The organism is Polynucleobacter sp. MG-Unter2-18 (assembly GCF_018687675.1).
Classification (GTDB): domain Bacteria; phylum Pseudomonadota; class Gammaproteobacteria; order Burkholderiales; family Burkholderiaceae; genus Polynucleobacter.
In genome coordinates this window covers 1,040,531-1,062,481 of sequence record NZ_CP061302.1, presented here as the reverse complement: position 1 = coordinate 1,062,481, position 21,951 = coordinate 1,040,531, and the positions used below count along the sequence as shown (strand labels likewise).

The 21,951-nt window shown below is 45.8% G+C and carries 23 protein-coding genes; all 23 read left to right on the top strand.

The features are described from left to right. The first annotated feature begins 48 nt into the window (after window positions 1–48). The 23 genes from C2759_RS05630 (at window position 49) to C2759_RS05520 (ending at window position 21,926) form a co-directional block, all read left to right on the top strand. Entirely contained in the window at window positions 49–786 is a 738-nt protein-coding gene (locus C2759_RS05630) for a GntR family transcriptional regulator (protein ID WP_215353750.1), read from the top strand. A gap of 141 nt (window positions 787–927) precedes the next feature. Beyond that, on the top strand, window positions 928–1,347 hold the full coding sequence (gene sdhC, locus C2759_RS05625; RefSeq protein WP_215353748.1) for a succinate dehydrogenase, cytochrome b556 subunit: 420 nt from the start codon (window positions 928–930) through the stop codon (window positions 1,345–1,347). A gap of 24 nt (window positions 1,348–1,371) precedes the next feature. Beyond that, the gene (gene sdhD / locus C2759_RS05620; protein WP_215329841.1) at window positions 1,372–1,737 is read left to right on the top strand and encodes a succinate dehydrogenase, hydrophobic membrane anchor protein; all 366 of its coding nucleotides are present in this window, start codon (window positions 1,372–1,374) and stop codon (window positions 1,735–1,737) included. A gap of 4 nt (window positions 1,738–1,741) precedes the next feature. Then, complete coding sequence (gene sdhA / locus C2759_RS05615) at window positions 1,742–3,520, top strand: succinate dehydrogenase flavoprotein subunit (RefSeq protein WP_215353746.1); 1,779 nt, start codon at window positions 1,742–1,744, stop codon at window positions 3,518–3,520. A gap of 17 nt (window positions 3,521–3,537) precedes the next feature. After that, window positions 3,538–4,242: a succinate dehydrogenase iron-sulfur subunit gene (locus tag C2759_RS05610; RefSeq protein ID WP_215325017.1), complete on the top strand. Its 705-nt coding sequence runs from the start codon at window positions 3,538–3,540 to the stop codon at window positions 4,240–4,242. Then, complete coding sequence (locus tag C2759_RS05605; RefSeq protein ID WP_215353744.1) at window positions 4,239–4,508, top strand: succinate dehydrogenase assembly factor 2; 270 nt, start codon at window positions 4,239–4,241, stop codon at window positions 4,506–4,508. The genes C2759_RS05610 and C2759_RS05605 overlap by 4 nt, the downstream gene beginning before the upstream one ends. Window positions 4,509–4,590: 82 nt before the next feature. After that, window positions 4,591–5,904: a citrate synthase gene (gltA, locus tag C2759_RS05600; protein ID WP_215353743.1), complete on the top strand. Its 1,314-nt coding sequence runs from the start codon at window positions 4,591–4,593 to the stop codon at window positions 5,902–5,904. A gap of 20 nt (window positions 5,905–5,924) precedes the next feature. Then, a complete protein-coding gene (gene leuC / locus C2759_RS05595; RefSeq protein WP_215353742.1) occupies window positions 5,925–7,334 on the top strand; it encodes a 3-isopropylmalate dehydratase large subunit in 1,410 nt (469 codons plus the stop codon). A gap of 9 nt (window positions 7,335–7,343) precedes the next feature. Continuing rightward, window positions 7,344–7,553 carry a hypothetical protein gene (locus C2759_RS05590; RefSeq protein ID WP_251366913.1) on the top strand — a complete coding sequence of 70 codons (210 nt, stop codon included), beginning with the start codon at window positions 7,344–7,346 and terminating at the stop codon, window positions 7,551–7,553. Between the two features lie 27 nt (window positions 7,554–7,580). Next, window positions 7,581–8,228, top strand: a complete 648-nt coding sequence (gene leuD, locus C2759_RS05585; RefSeq protein WP_215353741.1) for a 3-isopropylmalate dehydratase small subunit — start codon at window positions 7,581–7,583, stop codon at window positions 8,226–8,228. Between the two features lie 24 nt (window positions 8,229–8,252). Beyond that, entirely contained in the window at window positions 8,253–9,326 is a 1,074-nt protein-coding gene (gene leuB, locus C2759_RS05580) for a 3-isopropylmalate dehydrogenase (RefSeq protein WP_215353740.1), read from the top strand. Window positions 9,327–9,378: 52 nt separating this feature from the next. Continuing rightward, on the top strand, window positions 9,379–10,542 hold the full coding sequence (gene asd / locus C2759_RS05575) for an aspartate-semialdehyde dehydrogenase (RefSeq protein WP_215353739.1): 1,164 nt from the start codon (window positions 9,379–9,381) through the stop codon (window positions 10,540–10,542). Beyond that, window positions 10,535–11,908, top strand: a complete 1,374-nt coding sequence (locus C2759_RS05570; RefSeq protein WP_251366912.1) for a FimV/HubP family polar landmark protein — start codon at window positions 10,535–10,537, stop codon at window positions 11,906–11,908. The genes asd and C2759_RS05570 overlap by 8 nt, the downstream gene beginning before the upstream one ends. A gap of 6 nt (window positions 11,909–11,914) precedes the next feature. Continuing rightward, on the top strand, window positions 11,915–12,742 hold the full coding sequence (truA, locus tag C2759_RS05565) for a tRNA pseudouridine(38-40) synthase TruA (protein WP_215353738.1): 828 nt from the start codon (window positions 11,915–11,917) through the stop codon (window positions 12,740–12,742). Between the two features lie 40 nt (window positions 12,743–12,782). Beyond that, complete coding sequence (locus tag C2759_RS05560; RefSeq protein WP_215353737.1) at window positions 12,783–13,457, top strand: phosphoribosylanthranilate isomerase; 675 nt, start codon at window positions 12,783–12,785, stop codon at window positions 13,455–13,457. Window positions 13,458–13,488: 31 nt separating this feature from the next. Continuing rightward, entirely contained in the window at window positions 13,489–14,682 is a 1,194-nt protein-coding gene (trpB, locus tag C2759_RS05555) for a tryptophan synthase subunit beta (protein ID WP_215330680.1), read from the top strand. A 47-nt stretch (window positions 14,683–14,729) separates the two neighbouring features. Next, entirely contained in the window at window positions 14,730–15,527 is a 798-nt protein-coding gene (gene trpA / locus C2759_RS05550) for a tryptophan synthase subunit alpha (protein ID WP_215353735.1), read from the top strand. A 22-nt stretch (window positions 15,528–15,549) separates the two neighbouring features. After that, complete coding sequence (gene accD, locus C2759_RS05545; protein WP_215353733.1) at window positions 15,550–16,437, top strand: acetyl-CoA carboxylase, carboxyltransferase subunit beta; 888 nt, start codon at window positions 15,550–15,552, stop codon at window positions 16,435–16,437. Between the two features lie 5 nt (window positions 16,438–16,442). Continuing rightward, window positions 16,443–17,768, top strand: a complete 1,326-nt coding sequence (gene folC / locus C2759_RS05540; protein WP_215353731.1) for a bifunctional tetrahydrofolate synthase/dihydrofolate synthase — start codon at window positions 16,443–16,445, stop codon at window positions 17,766–17,768. A gap of 3 nt (window positions 17,769–17,771) precedes the next feature. Continuing rightward, a complete protein-coding gene (locus C2759_RS05535; RefSeq protein ID WP_215353729.1) occupies window positions 17,772–18,539 on the top strand; it encodes an SPOR domain-containing protein in 768 nt (255 codons plus the stop codon). Then, window positions 18,539–19,105 (top strand): CvpA family protein, encoded by a 567-nt coding sequence (locus C2759_RS05530; RefSeq protein WP_215353727.1) that lies wholly within the window; start codon window positions 18,539–18,541, stop codon window positions 19,103–19,105. Before C2759_RS05535 ends, C2759_RS05530 begins: the two co-directional genes overlap by 1 nt. A 4-nt stretch (window positions 19,106–19,109) precedes the next feature. After that, a complete protein-coding gene (gene purF, locus C2759_RS05525; RefSeq protein WP_215353725.1) occupies window positions 19,110–20,648 on the top strand; it encodes an amidophosphoribosyltransferase in 1,539 nt (512 codons plus the stop codon). Window positions 20,649–20,717: 69 nt separating this feature from the next. Further along, window positions 20,718–21,926 (top strand): O-succinylhomoserine sulfhydrylase, encoded by a 1,209-nt coding sequence (locus tag C2759_RS05520; RefSeq protein WP_215353723.1) that lies wholly within the window; start codon window positions 20,718–20,720, stop codon window positions 21,924–21,926. The last annotated feature ends 25 nt before the right edge of the window (window positions 21,927–21,951 follow it).

The following is a 21,951-nucleotide window of genomic DNA, read 5'->3' as shown; positions in this document are numbered from 1 at the left end:
ATGAAATAAGCCTCAATTTTATCCAACATCAGTTGTAGTGGAGCTAATTTGTCCCTTATATCCGAACCAATTGCCTCGTTTAGCCCGCTGTATGAGCAAATTAAAGCCATGATATTGGCGAGTTTGCAGGCCTCTGAATGGTTGCCTGGTGATGCAATCCCCAGTGAGATGGAACTTGCAGCCCGATACGCAGTGAGTCAGGGGACGGTTCGTAAGGCCATTGATGAACTAGCTGCGCAAAACTTGCTAATTCGTCGCCAGGGCAAGGGTACCTTTGTAGCAACCCACCAAGAGGAAGACTTCCAATATCGTTTTTTACGTTTAGAGCCTGATTCTGGTGAGAAGTTGCACCTAAAAAACCAGTTTTTAGCCTGCGAGAACATCCCATCGGACCCCTATATTGCTCGCTTACTCAAGCTCAAGCCAGGTGATGCAATTATTCGGATTGATCGAATACAAAGCTCTGCGGGTCGACCAATCGCTTTTGAAGAGATTTGGCTCCCCGAAGCCCGTTTTAAAGGCTTAAATCTAGAGATGCTCAATGCTTGGCCTGGCCCAATGTATGCCTTCTATGAGAGTGAATATGCTACTCATATGGTTCGGGCGGAGGAAAAAATTAAGGCCGTCTTGGCGGGTTCAGACCTAGCCAAATATCTCCAAATTTCAGAGGGTGCCGCCTTACTCTCTGTTGAACGTGTGGCTTTCACCTACGGGAATAAACCAGTAGAAATTCGGCACGCAAGATATGACACTAACGGTCAGCATTACGACAACAAATTAAACTAGGTAGTACACTCAAAAATAGCAAAAACCAGTTTTTAACCCCTTTAAACGCTAAAAAGTCCCCACCATCACTAGGTTTCTAATAGAATATGTTGCAACACAACAAAACCACACTGAACCTCCACCGAAAGATTGAGATTACCCATGGTTGATGCACAGCAAGATGTAAAAAAAGATAGACCTGTTTACCGAAACATTGGTCTGGCTCAGTTAATTAAGTACCGCCTTCCTTGGGCTGGGAAAGTTTCTATTCTTCACCGAATCAGCGGAGCGGCACTGTTCTTGATGTTGCCATTCTTGCTTTATCTCTTAGATCAAAGCTTGGCCTCTGAGATGAGTTACCAAACCTTCCAGGCAATTACGGGTCATGTATTGGTAAAAATTATCCTTTTGGGATTAATCTGGTCCTTTTTGCACCATTTTTGTGCCGGCATTCGCTATCTTCTATTGGATTTAGAGATTGGCGTTGAAAAGGCTGATGCCAACCGCTCTGCAATTTTTGTATTTTGCTTAGGCCTAGCTCTAACCGCGATTGTTGGCCTCAAACTTTTTGGCCTTTATTAAGCACTTATTCACTAAGGAAATCGAATGCCTATTTATCAAATTGGACCTAAGCGCTTAGTTGTTGGCGCCCATTACGGCCTCAAAGAGTGGATTATTCAGCGCGCTACAGCCATCGTGATGGTGGTTTTTACGATTGTTCTTTTGGTGGACTACTGCATCACCGGTAGCGCAACTTATGAAGGTTGGGCTTCCTTATTTAGCAACCAGTTCATGAAGCTCTTGACGCTATTATTTTTTATCAGCTTGTTCTATCACGCATGGATTGGTATCCGCGATATCTGGATGGACTACATCAAGCCTGTCAGCATTCGTTTAACACTCCAAGTGTTAACTGTTTTGTATCTTGTAGCCTGTGCGGCCTATGCCGTACAAATTTTGTGGAAAGTGTAATTCAATGACCGCGATTAAAAAAGTATTGCCACGCCGTCGGTTCGACGCGGTAATTATCGGTGCAGGTGGTTCAGGTATGCGTGCTTCTTTGCAGTTAGCAGAGGCTGGCCTGAATGTTGCGGTATTAACTAAGGTTTTCCCAACGCGCTCACATACCGTTGCTGCTCAGGGCGGTATCGGTGCCTCACTCGGCAACATGAGTGAAGACAACTGGCACTATCATTTTTACGACACGATTAAAGGTTCAGATTGGTTAGGCGACCAAGACGTGATCGAGTTTATGTGCCGCGAAGCTCCAAAAGTTGTTTATGAGCTTGAGCACTTCGGTATGCCTTTTGACCGCAATCCTGACGGCACTATTTATCAACGCCCATTTGGCGGACACACAGCAAACTATGGCGAGAAAGCCGTGCAACGTGCTTGCGCTGCAGCTGACCGTACTGGTCATGCCATGTTACATACCTTGTACCAGCGAAACGTTCGTGCAAAAACAAACTTCTTCGTTGAGTGGTTAGCTCTCGATTTGATTCGTGATGACGCGGGTGATGTCGTTGGAGTTACTGCGCTCGAAATGGAAACAGGTCAAGTTTATATTTTAGAAACCAAAGTAGTCATGATGGCTACTGGCGGTGCTGGTCGTATTTGGGATGCATCTACCAATGCATTTATTAACACTGGCGATGGCATGGGCCTTGCTGCACGTGCAGGCATTCCATTGGAAGATATGGAGTTCTGGCAATTCCACCCAACTGGCGTAGCTGGTGCAGGGGTATTGTTGACTGAAGGTTGTCGTGGCGAAGGCGGCATCTTGCGTAACAAGGATGGCGAGCGCTTCATGGAGCGCTATGCTCCAACTTATAAAGACTTAGCGCCGCGCGATTTTGTATCTCGCTGCATGGATCAGGAAATTAAAGAAGGGCGCGGTTGTGGCCCGAATGGCGATTATGTTGTTCTCGACTTAACGCACATTGGTGCCGAGACCATCATGAAGCGTTTACCTTCGGTTTATGAAATCGGTATTAACTTTGCTAACGTTGATGTGACGAAAGAACCGATTCCTGTTGTGCCAACAATTCACTATCAGATGGGCGGTATTCCTACCAACATTAATGGTCAAGTTGTTGTCCCAGCTAAAGGTAAACCTAATGAAATCGTGAATGGCCTTTATGCCATTGGTGAGTGCTCTTGTGTATCTGTTCACGGTGCAAACCGTTTAGGTACTAACTCATTGCTCGACCTCTTGGTATTTGGTCGTGCAGCTGGTAATCATATTGTTGCGATGGATCTTAAGAAGCGCGAATTCAAACCATTGCCTGCTAATGCTGGTGAGCAAACTTTGGCTCGTATTGCTGCTCTTGATGAATCCACTTCTGGTGAGTATGCGCAAGATGTTGCAAACGATATTCGTAAGACTATGCAGAAATACGCTGGCGTGTTCCGCAATCAAGAGTTGATGGACGAGGGTGTTCGTCAAATGGCGAAGTTGACAGAGCGCGCTAAACACTTATGGTTAAAAGACAAGTCTGAAATTTTCAATACGGCGCGTATCGAAGCTTTGGAAGTTGCTAACTTGATCGAGGCTGCAAATGCAACCATGATTTCAGCTGCAGCACGTACTGAAAGTCGTGGTGCTCATTCTCATGATGATCATCAACATCGTGATGATGACAACTGGATGAAGCACACACTTTGGTATAGCGAAGGTAACCGCTTGGACTACAAGCCGGTTGTCCTTAAGCCATTGACTGTTGAGTCTTTCCCTCCAAAAGAACGTACTTTCTAAGCGAAGAGAAATTAAAAATGAGTGATATTCGTGTATTTGAAATTTACCGCTACGATCCAGATGTCGATGCTGCTCCACGCATGGAGCGCTATGAGCTCGAGTTAACTGGTGAACGTATGTTACTGGATGCCTTGATTTCTTTAAAGAAACAAGATGAAAGTATCTCCTATCGCCGCTCATGTCGTGAAGGTGTTTGTGGCTCAGATGCTATGAACATTAATGGCAAGAACGGATTGGCTTGCTTAACCAATATGTTGACCCTGCCTAAAGTCATTACCTTGCGCCCATTGCCTGGTTTACCAGTGGTGCGTGATTTGATTGTGGATATGACTTTGTTCTTTAAGCAATATCTTTCTATCAAACCTTACTTGGTTAATGACAATCCATTCCCAGAGAAAGAGCGTCTCCAGAGTCCTGAAGAGCGTGAAGAGTTGAATGGTTTATATGAGTGCATCTTGTGTGCCTCCTGCTCAACTTCATGCCCATCTTTCTGGTGGAATCCAGATAAGTTTGTCGGTCCTGCTGGTTTGCTTCAGGCATATCGATTTATTGCAGACAGCCGAGATGAAGATACAGCACAGCGCTTAGACAACTTGGAAGACCCATACCGTTTATTCCGCTGCCATACCATCATGAACTGCGTGGACGTTTGTCCTAAGCATCTCAATCCGACCAAGGCAATTGGAAAGATCAAGGAATTGATGGTACGTAGGGCTGTATGACCCTCAGTAATGCAGAGTTATATCGTTTAAAGAGTGATGCCCGCAGGGGTTTGCTTGAAAACGATCTGATTCTGCAGCGTTTTTTTGAGCGCTATGGCTCTCAAATAAGCGCAGAAGATGGAAAAGTATTGAGCCAGTTATTTGCTCTGGAAGACAATGACTTGATGGACATTTTAATTGGTCGCAGGGATTCTGTGGTGGGATTGGAAAAAGAGTCTCAAGAAGACTCTTTTAAGGCGGTATTACAAAAGCTGAGACAGAAATAATTCAGCATGGTGTTGCAGTTGTAGTTTAGATGCGTGATCACACAATGCAGTAATCATCAATTTGAATGACTAAGGATTAGAAATGATTGAATCGGACATCAAGGCAAAATTATCGTTTTCGGACGGCACACCAGATATCGACTTGCCAATTTATAAAGGCACCGTTGGTCCCGATGTAATTGATATTCGTAAACTTTACGGTCAAACCGGCAAGTTCACTTACGACTCAGGTTTTTTATCTACCGCTTCTTGTAATAGCAAAATCACTTACATTGATGGCGATAAAGGTGAGTTGCTCTATCGTGGTTACCCAATTGAAGATCTTGCGCATAACTGTGATTTCTTGGAAGTTTGCTACCTTCTAATCAATGGTGAGTTACCTAATGCTACCGAGAAAAAAGATTTTGAGGAATTGGTGACACATCACACGATGGTTCACGAGCAAATGCAATTTTTCTTGCGCGGTTTCCGACGTGATGCGCACCCAATGTCTGTATTAACTGGCTTAGTTGGTGCGATGGCGGCTTTTTACCATGACGCAATTGATTATAGTCAGACTAAAGCACGCGAAATTGCTCAGATTCGTCTGATTGCTAAGATGCCAACCTTGGTTGCAATGTCTTACAAGTATTCTGTAGGGCAGCCATTTATCTATCCAGATAATTCTTTGTCTTACACAGCCAACTTCATGCGCATGATGTTCGCAACACCATGCGAAGAGTACAAGGTCAATCCAGTCTTAGTACGTGCTTTGGATCGCATCTTTATCCTGCATGCTGACCATGAGCAAAATGCCTCTACTTCCACAGTGCGTTTGTGCGGCTCTTCTGGTACCAATCCATTTGCTGCTATCTCTGCTGGTATTGCTTGCCTTTGGGGCCCAGCTCACGGCGGTGCAAACGAAGCTTGCTTAGAGATGTTGAATGAAATTCAGGCTAATGGCGGTGTGGATAAGATTCATGACTTCATTGCTCAAGTCAAAGATAAGAACTCTAGCGTTCGCTTGATGGGCTTTGGTCATCGGGTTTATAAAAACTTTGACCCACGTGCAAAACTGATGCGTGAAACTTGCCATGAAGTATTGAAAGAAATGGGTCTGGAGAATGATCCATTGTTCAAGCTAGCCATGACTCTTGAAAAGATTGCCTTGGAAGATGAATATTTTGTCAGCCGCAAGCTCTATCCAAACGTAGACTTCTATTCTGGAATTGTTCAGCGCGCTTTGGGTATTCCAACTGAAATGTTTACCTGTGTATTTGCTTTGGCGAGAACAGTAGGTTGGATTGCTCAGTGGGAAGAAATGATTACTGACCCTGAGTACAAAATTGGTCGTCCACGTCAGTTATATGTTGGAGAAACTTCACGTAAGGTTCCCAACATCTCTGTACGTAAATAAAAAAGTTCTCGAGGGTATCCATGTCACGTACGCTTTATGACAAATTGTGGGATGACCATGTCGTCTATTCCGAAGAAGATGGCACGGCCACGATTTACATAGATCGTCAGTTATTGCATGAAGTAACCAGTCCTCAGGCTTTTGAAGGACTTAATTTAGCTGGCCGTCCAGTGTGGCGAATCTCTGCGAATCTGGCTGTTTCGGATCACAATGTTCCAACAACCGATCGCTCTGAAGGGATCGCTGATCCTATCTCGAAGTTACAAGTAGATACGCTTGATCAAAACTGCGACGCCTTTGGTATTACGCAATACAAAATGAACGATACCCGCCAAGGGATTGTTCACGTCATTGGACCAGAGCAGGGTGCAACCTTGCCTGGTATGACCGTAGTCTGTGGTGATTCACATACCAGTACGCATGGTGCATTTGGTGCGCTAGCTTTTGGTATTGGGACATCTGAAGTCGAGCATGTTTTAGCCACCCAAACTTTGCTGATGAAAAAAAGCAAGAACATGTTGGTTAAGGTGGACGGACGTCTGCAACCTGGTTCTACTGCGAAAGACATTGTCCTCGCCGTGATTGGTAAGATCGGTACTGCTGGTGGAACTGGTTACACCATTGATTTTGCTGGTGAGGCTATTCGCAACCTCTCTATGGAAGGTCGGATGACTGTTTGTAATATGGCCATTGAAGCTGGTGCTCGCGCCGGACTTGTGGCCGTTGATGAAACCACGATCGAATACATCCAAGGTAGACCATACGCCCCCAAAGGTGAGGCTTTGCGACATGCTCTGCAATACTGGCGCACCTTACATTCAGATTCAGATGCACAGTTTGATGCCGTAGTTGAGCTACGCGCTGAAGAAATTGCCCCTCAAGTAACTTGGGGAACTTCGCCAGAAATGGTCTTAGCTATTAGTGATCGCGTTCCCGATCCTGAGAAAGAGCGTGATGGAAACAAGCGTTCTGCAATGGAGCGTGCACTTGAATACATGGGTCTCGTTCCGAACACACCATTAAGCAATATCTCTATTGATAAAGTATTCATCGGATCTTGTACCAATAGTCGTATTGAAGATATTCGTGCTGCTGCCAAGGTGGTTGATCGTTTAGGTAAGAAGGTGGCTGCTAATGTGAAGTTGGCATTAGTAGTTCCTGGTTCTGGATTGGTAAAAGCCCAAGCTGAGCGCGAAGGTTTAGATCGGGTATTTAAAGCTGCTGGATTTGAGTGGCGCGAGCCTGGCTGCTCTATGTGTTTGGCGATGAATGCTGATCGCCTTGAGCCTGGTGAACGTTGCGCATCTACATCCAATCGCAACTTTGAAGGTCGCCAAGGTAATGGCGGAAGAACGCACTTGGTGAGCCCAGCAATGGCTGCTGCCGCTGCGATTGAAGGTCATTTTGTTGATGTTCGTAAGATTTCATAAGGAGTTACAGTGTTTAAATGGTCTTCTTTCACAATGATTAAAAAATTGACGATAGTTGCTGCCATCGGCATCATCCTGTCTGCTTGCGCAAATACAATGGAAGGTGTTGGTAAAGATCTTCAAACTATGGGTAACTCTATGGGTGGAAGCAAAAATTCCAACACAAGCAATCAGTCCCAAACTCAAGGGAAAGATGTTGTTGTGACGCCAGTGAAGTAAGTTCACAGCAATCATCATAAAAATACTATGGAAAAATTTACGGTATACAAAGGCTTGGTAGCCCCGCTGAATCGCGAAAATGTGGATACCGATGCCATCATTCCCAAGCAGTTCTTAAAATCAATTAAGAAAACGGGTTTTGGCCAAAATTTATTTGATGAATGGCGTTATTTGGATCATGGTGAGCCTGGTCAAGATTGCAGCGCACGCCCAATCAATCCAGATTTTGTTTTAAATCAACTGCGTTACAAAGATGCCGGTATTTTGCTGGCCCGGAAGAACTTTGGCTGTGGCAGCTCCCGTGAGCATGCACCTTGGGCTTTAGATCAGTATGGCTTTAGGGCGGTGATTGCCCCTAGTTTTGCCGACATCTTTCACAATAATTGCTTTAAAAACGGTCTTTTACCGATTGTCCTCTCGGAGATACAGGTAGACCATTTATTTAACGAAACTCTGGCTTTTAGTGGTTATCAGCTCACAATTGATCTAGAGGCCCAGCAAGTTATCCTGCCTGATGGAACCGCTTACAGCTTTGATGTGGCGCCATTCAGAAAGCATTGCCTGCTGAACGGCTTAGATGATATTGGCTTAACCCTGCAACATGCAGATAAAATCAAGGCTTACGAAGCTGAGCGCATTCTGAAGATGCCTTGGCTTGCTACACAACTGCCCTAGTTTTATAGAGTTAAAGGCCTTTTCATGAAAATTGCAGTCCTACCGGGCGATGGTATCGGCCCGGAAATCGTTGCTGAAGCCGTCAAGGTGCTAAACGCGCTCGGTCCTCAATTTGACCTAGAGACGGCACCTGTTGGCGGTGCTGCTTATGATGTCGCTGGACATCCATTGCCGCCTGCAACTTTAGAGCTTGCTAAAAAAGCAGATGCTATTTTGTTTGGTGCTGTGGGTGACTGGAAATATGATGCCTTGGCTCGTGAACTCCGTCCAGAGCAAGCCATCTTAGGTTTGCGCAAGCATCTTGAGCTGTTTGCCAACTTTAGACCTGCTATTTGCTATGACGAGCTTACCGCTGCGTCCAGCTTAAAGCCTGAGATCGTTAGTGGTCTGGATATATTGATTATTCGCGAACTGAACGGCGATATCTACTTTGGTCAGCCACGTGGTATTCGTACTTCTGAATTGCCTTTATTTAAGGGTGCGCGTGAAGGTTTCGACATGATGCACTACAGCGAACCTGAAGTAGAGCGTATTGGCCGTGTCGCTTTTGAAGCGGCCCGTAAGCGTAGCAAAAAGGTGTGCAGCGTGGACAAGGCCAATGTATTAGAGACTTCACAGTTGTGGCGTGATGTCATGATTCGTGTTGGCAAAGATTATCCTGATGTTGAGTTAACGCATATGTATGTTGATAACGCTGCTATGCAATTAGTGAAGGCGCCCAAAGCATTTGATGTGGTGGTGACTGGTAACTTGTTTGGCGATATTCTTTCAGATGAAGCTTCGATGTTGACTGGCTCAATTGGTATGTTGCCATCGGCTTCATTGGATAAAAACAATAAAGGCTTGTATGAGCCAAGTCATGGTTCAGCGCCCGATATCGCGGGTAAGGGTATTGCCAATCCATTGGCAACGATTCTTTCTGCTGCCATGATGTTGCGTTACTCATTGGGTTTACCTGCAGAAGCAGATCGTATCGAAGCGGCAGTCCAACAGGTTTTATCCCAAGGTTTGCGTACCGCCGATATTTACACCGAAGGTACAAAAAAAGTTTCTACCATTGAAATGGGTAATGCCGTGGTTGCTGCCCTTGCAAAATAAGAATTACTTATATTAAAAATATTTCATCACACTGAATAGATAGTTGCTCATCATGTCAAATACAAAAACACCTTTAGTCGGCTTAGTTGGATGGCGGGGTATGGTTGGTAGCGTTCTCATGGAGAGAATGTTGGCTGAAAAAGATTTTGACCTGATTGAGCCTGTATTTTTTAGTACCAGCCAGGCTGGTGGTGAAGTGCCACTCTTAAATGGTCAAAAAGTGACTCAGAGTGAAAATACTTTGCTCGATGCAAACGATGTCAAAGCACTGATGCGTTGCGACATTATTTTGACCTGTCAGGGTGGTGATTACACCAATGAGATTTTTCCTCAATTACGTGCCGCTGGTTGGCAGGGTCACTGGATTGATGCCGCTAGCGCTTTGCGCATGAAGGATGATGCGGTCTTGATTTTGGATCCAGTAAATCGTCCAGTGATTGATAAAGCGCTGGCCGCCGGCGGAAAAAACTGGATTGGTAGTAACTGCACAGTCAGTTTAATGATGATGGCTATGGGTGGTTTGGTTAAGGCTGATATGGTCGAGTGGATTAGTGCTATGACCTACCAGGCAGCTTCAGGTGCTGGCGCCCAAAATATGCGTGAACTGTTATTGCAAATGGGCGCATTGCGCGATAGCGTAGCCACTGAATTAGCTGACCCTTCTTCTTGGATTCTGGATATTGATCGCAAAATTACTGAGACATTACGTTCACCGGATTTTCCAAAGAAAAACTTCCGCAATACTCCTCTAGCCGGTAGTTTGATTCCTTGGATTGACGTTCCTGTTGAGAACGGTCAAACCAAAGAAGAATGGAAGGGCGGAGCTGAGTTTAATAAGATCTTGGGTCGACCTGCGTTTAGAACCCCAGGCAGCATTCCGATTGATGGCTTATGTGTTCGTGTTGGTGCGATGCGCTGCCACTCACAAGGCCTGACTGTCAAACTCAAAAAAGATATTCCGCTTAAAGAGATTGAGGCCATATTGGCCAATGACAATCAATGGGTCAAGGTGGTTCCAAATGATCGCGAGATTACTGAACGTGAATTATCTCCAGCCGCTGTTAGCGGCACATTGACGGTACCTATCGGACGATTGCATAAGATGGCGATGGGTCCTGAATATCTTGGTGCTTTTACTGTGGGCGATCAACTTTTGTGGGGTGCTGCGGAGCCCTTACGTCGAATGTTAAGAATTCTATTGGATAGCAATGCCTAATAATCAGATGCTGAAATTTATCTTTGCTAGTTTTATTGGCATTGCACTATCAACTAGTGTTTTTGCCGTGTCATTAGGCAAGGCAAATTTAGTATCTAATCCCGGCGAAAGTCTTCGAATTGAGGTGCCCATTGAATTATCTGCAGATGAGCAAGCTCTTTTAACCACTTTATCGGCATCAATACCATCGGCAAGCGCTTATGAGCGGCTCGGTATTTCACCTAAAATTTTGGACTTTAATGCCCAAGTGATGGTGTACCGATCAAAGGATGGGCGTTTGATGGTTTTGGTAGAAACGGTAAAAGCTGTACCGATCTCTGAGGATATCTTTGTAGATTTATTGCTGACCTTAAATTGGTCAACAGGTTCGATCACTAGGATCTATACATTTTTAAATGGTGCTTTGCCTAAGTTCATTGTGGAGCCTGGGCAAACTTTATCTTCGATTGCTTCACAGATGGATCCGGCTTCACCAGAGTTTTCAATCGATCAGAAAATGATGGCTTTGTATCAAGCCAATCCAGATGCTTTTGCGGGTGGCAATATTAATCGTTTGCGCGCTGGCGCAGAGCTCTTGATTCCTGATCCTGCCGCAGTGCAAGCGATTGATTCTAAGCTTGCTAAGGACTTTGTAGACTCGTCGGCGCAAAAATGGACCGAGAAAAAGAGTGACCTAGCTAGCGTAGAAGTGAGCGTTGATGATGTTGTTAAGTCTGAAAATCGTTTAAAGATCGGCTCTAGTGGAGACCGAGATGCGGATAACAAGCGTATTACCGAAGAAATCGTTGCACAAGAAAAAATTCTTGAACAAACTAATGCTAGAGCACAAGAGTTAGAGAAGAATATTTCAGACTTAAAAAAATTATTAGCTGAATCTCAAGGTGTCCCAGAGGTGCTTGACTCCGGAAAGAGCGGATTTAATGTAAAGACAGCTTTTCTTGGTCTGCTTGCTTTTGTTTTGATCACGGGACTTTTGATTTGGTACTTTGTTAATAATTCTCGTAAAGCTGCTTTACCTCCTGTTCATGCTCGTGACTACCCAGTTGAAGACGAGCAGAAGCAATCTCCAGCACCCGATCACCATAGAAGTGATCACGCTCATCATGAGGGTATGTCCGATAAAGCCAAGGCATTATTCGGAAGCATTAATCTGGATTTACCTGTTGCTAAGCCTTCCACATCGGATCTGACGCCTGATGAGCTTAGGGTGAGATTAAATCTAGCCCGGGCCTACGTCACCATTGAAGACTTTTCTGCCGCCAAGAAGTCGCTTGAAGAGATTGTCCGTATTGGCGCATCAATTGACCCTGAAATTGTGGTTGAAGCCCAAGGTGTATTAGTCGAGCTTCCGCAGAGTAATAGCTAAACTTTGATGCGCATTGCCCTCGGACTTCAGTATGACGGCAGTGCTTTTTCTGGTTGGCAGACACAGGTCAATCAGCTTACTGTTCAGGATGAGTTAGAGAGAGCTATTGCCTCGTTTGTTGGCAATGATGCCCAGAATTCTCATCCCATACGTGTTGTCACTGCTGGTCGAACCGATGCAGGCGTTCATGCATTAGGTCAAGTTGTTCACTTTGATGTCGAGGTTGAGCGAGATAACTGGTCTTGGGTGAGGGGCGTTAATGCATTCCTGCCAGAGTCCATTGTGATCAATTGGGCTCAACCAGTTGCGGATGAATTTAGTGCTCGCTATTCTGCTTACGAACGTACTTATATCTATGCATTACATGCAGGGCCTTGTCGTTCTCCCATGGCTGCAGATCGCGCTGGTTATGTGATGCTTCCAGCAGATCGCTGGTTTGATATCGATGCGATGAGATCTGCTGCTAAATGCTTGATTGGTGAGCATGATTTCACTTCTTTTCGTTCCTCAGAATGTCAAAGTAAGACTCCAGTGAAGACGATGTATTCCATCGACATTTTCTCGAATGAGCCGTGGCTGTATTTTAGGATCACAGGAAATGCCTTCTTGCATCACATGGTTCGCAATTTAGTGGGAAGCTTTATCCAAATTGGCGTAGGCAAGCAATCAGCTGATTGGATGGCTGAAGTTTTGGCCGCAAAAAATCGTAGTGTTGCAGCCCCCACATTTTCACCTTCAGGCCTCTATTTAGCGCAAATTGCCTACCCGGAAGAATTTAATATCCCCAAACCCTGGCTTTCAAACTCCTGGTTGCCTAAGGCGATTTTTGTATAAATATGTCTTTAAGAGCTCAAGACCCTTATCATTTCCCTTTATGGGCTTAATAACAAACTCGCCAGGCCGAACTAGGGTCAAAATCTGCGGTCTTAAGTCGCCAGGGGATGTCGATGCAGCTGTCACCTCAGGTGTTGATGCGCTTGGATTCGTGTTTTACCCCCCAAGTCCTAGGGCCGTTACTCCCAATATCGCTGCCGCATTGATTTCTAGGCTTCCAGCTGGGGTTGATGCGGTTGGATTGGTCGTCAATGCTACCGATGCTGAATTTGAGGCCATCAGGGCTGCGGCCCCGATCACTTTGTGGCAGTTTCATGGGGATGAGTCTCCTGAGGAGTGCCAACGCCTAGCTGCAGGTCAGCCCTGGATGAAGGCCGCCCGTGTTGGGGCAGGCTTCGCGTTTGATGATTTTTCCCTACAATATGGGCAAGCAAATGCTCTTTTGCTCGATGCGCTCGTTGAGGGCTATGGGGGAGGGGGCATTCCTTTTGATTGGTCAGGAATTCCACAAGCATGGATAAGCGCAAACGCGCCTCGGGTCGTTTTGAGTGGTGGATTGAACGTTCACAACGTGGGCGAAGCTATTGCTCGTCTACATCCTTGCGCGGTTGACGTCTCTAGTGGCGTAGAAATCAGCAAAGGTGTAAAAGACCACGCCTTGATGAAAGAGTTTATCGAGGCAGTGCGTGCAGCAGATGCAAGCACGCCAACCTAATCATTTGCTGTAACTAATAAAAGAGGTATTTATGTACGATAAGCCAGATGCACGGGGACACTTTGGTCCTTACGGTGGCGTATTTGTTTCTGAGACGCTCATGTTTGCTTTGGATGAGCTCAAGGCGGCTTATGCAAAATATCAATACGATCCTGAATTCTTAGAAGAATTTCATTATGAGCTCAAGCATTTTGTAGGTCGTCCATCACCGGTCTATCACGCTAAACGTTGGAGTGAGATGTTAGGCGGCGCACAAATTTATCTTAAGCGTGAAGATTTGAATCACACTGGCGCGCACAAAATTAACAATGTGATCGGTCAAGCTATGTTGGCTAAGCGCATGGGCAAGCCTCGCATTATTGCTGAAACTGGAGCAGGGCAGCATGGTGTTGCTACTGCAACTATTTGCGCACGTTTCGGTTTAGATTGCACTGTGTATCAAGGTTCTGTTGACGTAGCGCGTCAAGCGCAAAATGTGTTCCGTATGAAATTACTTGGCGCAAAAGTGGTGCCTGTTGAATCTGGAACGAAGACGCTAAAGGATGCCTTAAATGAAGCCATGCGTGACTGGGTTACTAATGTAGAAGATACCTTTTACATTATTGGTACTGTCGCTGGACCCCATCCGTACCCAATGATGGTCCGAGACTTTCAAAGCGTCATCGGGGAAGAGTGCAAAATACAAATGCCTGTAATGACTGGGCGTCAGCCTGACTATGTCATGGCCTGCGTTGGCGGCGGTTCTAACGCTATGGGTATTTTCTATCCTTACATTGATTTCCCGGAAGTAAAATTAATTGGAGTTGAAGCTGCAGGTCATGGCCTCAATAGTGGCCTTCACTCAGCAGCCCTTTGCGTTGGAAAGCCAGGTGTTTTGCACGGCAATCGCACCTATCTTTTGCAAGATGAAAATGGACAGATATCAGAAACGCATTCAGTTTCTGCTGGCATGGATTACCCAGGCGTTGGTCCTGAGCATGCGTGGTTAAAGGACTCTGGCCGCGCTGACTATGTAGCAATAACGGATGAAGAAGCATTAAAAGCTTTTCATGACTGCTGCCGTATTGAAGGCATTATTCCCGCCCTAGAATCTGCTCATGCGATTGCCTATGCATGTAAATTAGCGGCCACACTTCCTAAAGATAAAACGATCTTGGTCAACCTATCTGGACGTGGTGACAAGGACATGCATACCGTTGCACAAGCTACTGGTTCCGAGGGCTAATCCCTAGTTCATCATTAGGTCACATATAAGAATAGATACGATTTTCCATGTCAAAAATTACTGCACTCTTCAATGAACTAAAAGCTAGCGGGAAAAAAGGCTTAATCCCTTTTATTACCGCTGGTGATCCCGATCCCAAACTCACTGTTGAATTAATGCACGCATTAGTTCGTGGTGGCTCTAACGTCATTGAACTTGGGGTGCCATTTTCTGACCCGATGGCAGATGGTCCTGTTATTCAACGCTCGTCTGAAAGAGCGCTGACACAAGGCGTTACTCTGCGTGGTTGCTTAGAAATGGTGAAAGAGTTTCGTAAAGTCGATACTGCTACACCAGTCGTTTTAATGGGCTATGCCAATCCAGTCGAACAGATGGGAGCGGAGCGCTTTGCAACGGAAGCTAAAGCTGCCGGCGTTGATGGTGTTTTGATCGTGGACTATCCTCCAGAGGAGTGCGTTGATTTTGCTAATCAAATGAGGGCAGCGGGCGTAGATCCAATTTTTCTATTGGCTCCCACTTCATCACCAGAGCGTATAAAAGACGCTGCTAAAATAGCTTCTGGTTATATCTACTATGTCTCTATGCGCGGAGTAACTGGCGCATCTCATCTGAATACTCAGGATGTGGCAAGCATTATTCCTAAAATTCGTGAGGCTACGTCAATTCCGATCGCAGTCGGTTTTGGTATTAATGATGCTGAAAGTGCCCGTGCAGTATCAAAAACCGCTGATGCGGTGGTGATTGGTAGTCGAATTATTCGTCTTTTGGAGGATTCTGCCCCTGGCCAAGCGGTACAATCACTCGAAACCTTCATTCGTGAAATTCGCGTCGCTTTAGATAGTTAATGCACTGGATAGTTAAATACTGATGAGCTGGATCGATAAATTACTACCCCCGCAAATCCAACATACGGATCCTGCTAATCGCAAGTCTGTTCCTGAAGGACTTTGGGTTAAGTGTCCCAGCTGTGAAACCGTACTGTATAGCACTGATATCGAAGCAAATTTATCGGTTTGTCCTAAGTGTAGTCATCACATGCGCATTGGCGCCCGTCAGCGCCTCGATAGTCTTTTAGACCCAAAGGGTCGCTATGAAATTGGCGCTGATATTTATCCAGTCGACCCACTCAAATTTAAAGATTCCAAAAAGTACCCTGATCGCTTAAAAGAAGCTAGTGATGCTTCTGGCGAAACCGAGGCCTTAATTGTTCTTGGCGGAAAAATTGAGAGCATTCCAGTGGTGACGGCCTGCTTTGAATTCCAATACATGGGTGGCTCAATGGGTTCGGTAGTAGGTGAGCGTTTTGCTCGCGGCGTACAGGAAGCCATTGCTAAGAAGTGTGCTTTTATTTGTATGACCGCTACTGGCGGTGCGCGTATGCAAGAAAGCTTGCTATCTCTTTTTCAGATGGCGAAGACTAACTCGATGCTCACTCTGCTCTCTAAAAAAGGTTTGCCCTACATTAGCGTTTTAACAGACCCAACCATGGGTGGAATTTCTGCCAGCTTTGCGTTTATGGGCGATGTAGTGATGGCCGAACCAAAGGCTTTAATTGGTTTTGCTGGTCCGCGTGTGATCGAGCAAACTGTGCGTGAAAAATTACCAGAAGGCTTTCAGCGCTCTGAGTTTTTGATGCAAAAGGGCGGCATCGACATGATCGTTGATCGTCGCCAGATGCGAGGTGAGATTGCCCGTTTGTTGGCTTTGCTACAGCAACTCCCTGAGCCTGCGATTGCGGGTAGCGCAGCTGTATAAAGCGCTTGAATCTCGCCCTCCAAACTCCCATCCTTTTTTCTAGCTTAACGGCTTGGCTTAGTCACCTCGAAACAGCCCATCCCGTTGGTATTGATATGGGTCTTGCACGCATCAATCGTGTTAAAGATGCCCTAGGCCTTCACTTCGATTGCCCGGTGATTACTGTGGCTGGCACCAATGGCAAAGGTTCTACTTGCGCCTACCTTGAGACTATTTTGCTAGCCTCTGGCTACAAGGTTGGCTGCCATATGTCGCCACATTTACTCGTCTTTAACGAGCGTGCACGCGTTAATGGTGAAGAGGTAAAAGATGATCTTTTGCTAGAGCATTTTGCAGCTGTTGAAAAAGCTCGCGTTAGCTTAGTGGATGCGCCAACCTTAACGTATTTTGAGTTCACCACCTTGGCGATCATGCATTTATTTTCCAATGCTCAATTAGATGCAGTAGTGCTTGAAGTTGGAATGGGTGGCCGTTTGGATGCGGTCAATATTGTTGATGCAGATTGTGCGATTGTCACGAGTATCGATATTGATCATGCCGATTTTTTGGGTGGCACACGTGAGGCAATTGGTTTTGAAAAAGCAGGTATTTTCCGAGCTGGTGGTATTGCAGTTTGTGGAGATCCAGTACCTCCACAAACTTTGATTGATCACGCTGAAAAACTCGGCTGTGATTTATGGCTCCAAGGCCGTGACTATAACTTTCAGGGTGATAAGCAGCAGTGGGGTTGGGCAGGGCGTCAAAAACGCTTTAGCGGCTTAGGCTACCCTGCATTACGTGGTGCCAATCAAATTCTGAATGCCTCCGCCGTGATTGCTGCATTAATGGCCTTACATCAACGACTGCCGGTTAGTGCGCAGGATATTCGGAATGGCTTTGCTATGGTGGAGCTGCCAGGTCGTTTTCAGGTTCTACCAGGTCAGCCAACGATCGTTTTAGATGTTGCCCACAATCCTCATGCAGCAGCCACCTTGGGGCAAGGCTTGGATAAGATGGGCTACCACCCCTATACCTATGCCATTTTTGGTGCAATGGCAGATAAGGATATTGCTGGGGTTATTAAGCCCTTATTAAGTAGCGTGGACTTCTGGTTTTGCACAGATTTACCAACTCCACGCGCCGCTAGTACCGCAGCACTATCTGAGAAGTTGATAGATCTGGGTGTGTCCGTTAAAAATGGGGAAGATGGTGGCATTGAATGCTTCCCAGATCCTGCTGCAGCGTATCAAAAAGCGCTTTCTAAGGCCGGTGAGGGTGATAGAATTGTTATCTTCGGATCCTTCTATACCGTTGCCGGAGTAATGGCATATCGAAATAACCAGGCCCATTGATCCATGATTCGTTTACCTAAGCTTTTTAAGCGAAACTTTGAGACTGAAGACCTTGATCGGGCTTCGGTGAGGGGCCGTCGTACAGTCAATAAATTAGCCCCCCGCAGTTTTCAGCGCGCTCAAGAAAATGAAGAGCTCGCTTTTACAGAAGATCCAGATCAACAACGTGCCCGCCATCGTCTGATTGGTGCGGCCGTTCTAGTATTAATTGCGGTAGTTGGCCTTCCTCGTATTTTGGACAATAAGCCTAAGTCTGTGAATAACGATATTGCTGTCAATATTGTGACTAGTCTGCCTACCCCTAACGCTGCTTTATCCGGAAATGATGAGAAGCCGAGTTCGGCTGCTACTGTTGAAGTGCCAGCGAAAGAAAAAGCGCCTACTCCACCCAAAGAGCTTGCAGCGAAATCATCCCCCGCAGTAAGTAAATCAAATTCCATTAGTGGCTTGGCCGCCGGTGAAGAAGTCATCATTGCACCAGATGCAATCACTAAATCAAAAACTGAAGAGCCCCCTAAAAAAATGGGGCCCGGTAAATATGTCATCCAGGTTGGTGCTTTTGCATCCGAAGAGCGAGCTAAGGGCTGGATAGCCAAGATGAAGGATCAAAAGATTCCTAATTACGTTTTAAATAAGACCGGTACTGACGGAGTAAAACTTTTCTTATTGAGAGCGGGGCCTTTTGCTGATAAGGATGCTGCTGAAGCTGCTGAGAAAAAAGTGAAAGCCATGGGCTTATCTCCAAGGCTAGTTGAGGTGGAAGCCCCTTAATGGAATATTTGTCCACCCTGAAGTTAACCACGGTGGATTACTTCACCCTGGTAGTGCTATTAGTTTCTGCATTGGTGGGGATTTCTCGAGGTCTTTTCAAAGAGGTGCTGGCACTAGCATCTTGGTTTGTAGCTGCTTGGGTTGCATATCACTATACAAACTACCTTTCTGTCGAATGGTTATCTACTTTTCATATGGATGAGTTACTGAGCTTAGGTGTGAGCTTCCTCATTCTCTTTATCCTTACCTTGATTGTCTGTGGTTTGATCGGCAATGTGATTCAGAAGATTATTGCGTCTGCTGGATTGAGCATGACAGATCGATTTCTTGGTCTCGTATTTGGCTTAGCGCGTGGTGGTGTCGTTGTCGTAGTGATGGCTACATTAGCTGCCTTGACTCCTATTCCTCAGAGCGTCGCATGGCAGAAGGCAATTACCCGACCAGCTATCGATATGGCAACTGGCTTAATTAAGGGTTGGTTGCCGGCAGACTGGGCAAAGCAATTAAGTAATGCAATGCCTAAAATTACACCCACCGTTACACCTTCATTAACAATAGGGATCTAGGCTTATGTGCGGCGTCGTCGGAACAGTTTCCCACTCCCCAGTGAATCAGCTCATTTATGACGCGTTGTTGTTGCTACAACATCGTGGTCAAGATGCTGCTGGCATGGCAACGATGAATGGCAATTCATTCACGATGCATAAAGCCAATGGTCTTGTGCGAGATGTATTTAGAACTCGCAATATGCGAAGTCTTTTAGGTAGTGCTGGTATTGGTCAGGTTCGTTATCCAACTGCTGGATCAGCAAGCAGTGAGGAAGAGGCTCAACCGTTTTATGTCAGCGCTCCTTACGGCATCATTCTGGCGCATAACGGCAACCTGACTAATGCGGCTAGCCTGCGTGTAGAGATGGCTTATCGTGATCGTCGCCACATCAATACCAGTTCCGATACAGAAGTGTTGTTGAACGTATTGGCTGATGAACTTCAAAAAGAAACCAATAGCGCTGCATTAGATGAGAGCGCGATGTTTAACGCTGTTACACAAGTCACTAAGCGTGTTAAAGGCTCTTACGCTGTAGTTTCTTTGATAGCGGGCTATGGCTTATTGGCGTTTCGCGACCCGTTTGGAATTCGACCTCTCTGCATTGGGCGCATGGATACACAGAAGGGTCCAGAGTGGATGATTGCCTCTGAGTCTGTTGCACTTGATGGCCTTGGCTTTACCTTTGTGCGCGATGTAAATCCTGGTGAAGCAATTTATATTGATTTGGATGGCAATTTCTCTTCGCGTCAGTGTGTTGCTGATGCAGTTCTGACACCTTGTATTTTTGAATATGTTTACATGGCTCGTCCAGACTCCACAATTGATGGCGTGACTGTTTATAACGTGCGGATGCGCATGGGTGATTACCTCGCTGAAAAGATTCGTAAAGAAACGATTCCAGGCGAGATTGATGTTGTGATGCCGATTCCTGACTCTAGCCGTCCAGCAGCAATGCAGGTTGCTAAACGTCTGGGTGTTGATTACCGCGAAGGATTCTTCAAGAATCGTTATATCGGTAGAACCTTCATCATGCCTGGCCAAGCTGTGCGCAAAAAATCAGTCCGTCAGAAACTCAATGCCATGCGCATTGAGTTCAAAGATAAGACCGTCTTAATTGTGGACGACTCTATTGTTCGTGGTACTACCTCATTTGAGATTGTGCAGATGGCACGAGAGTCCGGCGCCAAGAAAGTGATTTTTGCTTCCGCTGCACCACCTGTGCGCTTCCCTAATGTGTATGGCATCGATATGCCAACGCGTAGTGAGTTGGTTGCTTATGGCCGCACTGATGAAGAGATCAATAAGTTGATTGGTGCAGACCAATTAATCTATCAAAGCGTCGAAGATATGAAGCAGGCCGTCAAAGATATCAACCCTGATATCCAGAACTTTGAGGCATCTTGTTTTGATGGTCACTACATTACTGGCGATATCAATGAATCTTATTTGGATGCTCTGGAGGCTGCTCGCAATACTTCCGAAGCGAAGGCCGACCGTCAGCACGATTCTAGCGACTTTGCCCGTTCTCAACTGCATTTGCATTTAGCAACAGAAGACTAAAAACAACGATCGAGTTCCTCGGGCGTGTGCGCCTGAGGCAATTCTGTAATTCGGTGTCAAAATAGCGGTATGAAGAGTAAACCAATCCGAAAAAAACCTGATTTTTCTAAACTTGCGCTTGAAACCTTAGCGGTTCGTGCAGGTACTCGCCGTACTGCTGAATACCAAGAGCACTCTGAGGCTATGTTCCTCACTTCCAGTTTTTGCTTTGATAGTGCAGAGCTTGCAGCGGATGGCTTTGCACATGCAGATCAGGGTTTTATTTATTCTCGTTTTACCAATCCTACTGTCAGCATGTTCCAGGATCGTTTGGCTGCTCTAGAAAGTGGCGAAGCTTGTATTGCCACTTCTTCTGGTATGGCTGCTATTTTGACAATGGCAATGTCCCATCTTCAGGCCGGAGACCACGTTGTTTGCTCTCGCTCTGTGTTTGGCGCCACCATCCAATTATTTAGCAATATTCTGGGACGCTTTGGTATTACAACGACCTATGTGGATTTAGCGGACACCAAGGCTTGGCAAAATGCCGTCCAAGAAAATACCAAATTGTTTTACTTGGAAACACCATCCAATCCTTTGACTGAGATTGCTGATATCAAGGCTATCTCCAAAATAGCAAAGAAAGCTCAGGCACTATTTGCGGTTGATAACTGCTTTTGTACGCCGGCTTTACAAAGACCTCTCTTATTAGGTGCTGACGTCGTGATTCATTCGGCAACTAAATACTTGGATGGCCAGGGTCGCGTAGTTGGTGGTGCAATTGTTGGCAGCAATGATTTCATTATGGGCAAAGTATTTCCCTATGTGCGTACTGCCGGCCCAACACTTTCAGCCTTCAATGCCTGGGTATTCTTAAAAGGTTTGGAAACTCTCGAGTTGCGCATGAAGCAGCAGAGTCAAAATGCTCTAGAGATTGCTCAATGGCTAGAAAAACAGCCGGGAGTAGAGCGTGTTTACCATCCTGGTCTGAAGTCCCATCCGCAGCATGCGTTGGCTAAGCGCCAGCAAAAAGCAGGTGGCGCTATTTTGTCTTTCACACTGAAGGGTGGAAAAAAAGCGGCTTTCAATTTGATTAATCAAACAAAGCTCTGCTCCATTACTGCAAACCTTGGGGACACTCGCACAACGATCACCCATCCTGCTACCACAACACACTGTCGAGTCAGTCCAGAGGCTCGTAAAGCCGCAGGTATTACTGATGGCTTGGTCCGTATCGCTGTTGGGCTTGAGAGCGTGGTAGATTTAAAGAGTGATCTCATTGGTGGACTGAAGAAGTAAGTTCCATAAAATATTCAAGATCAGG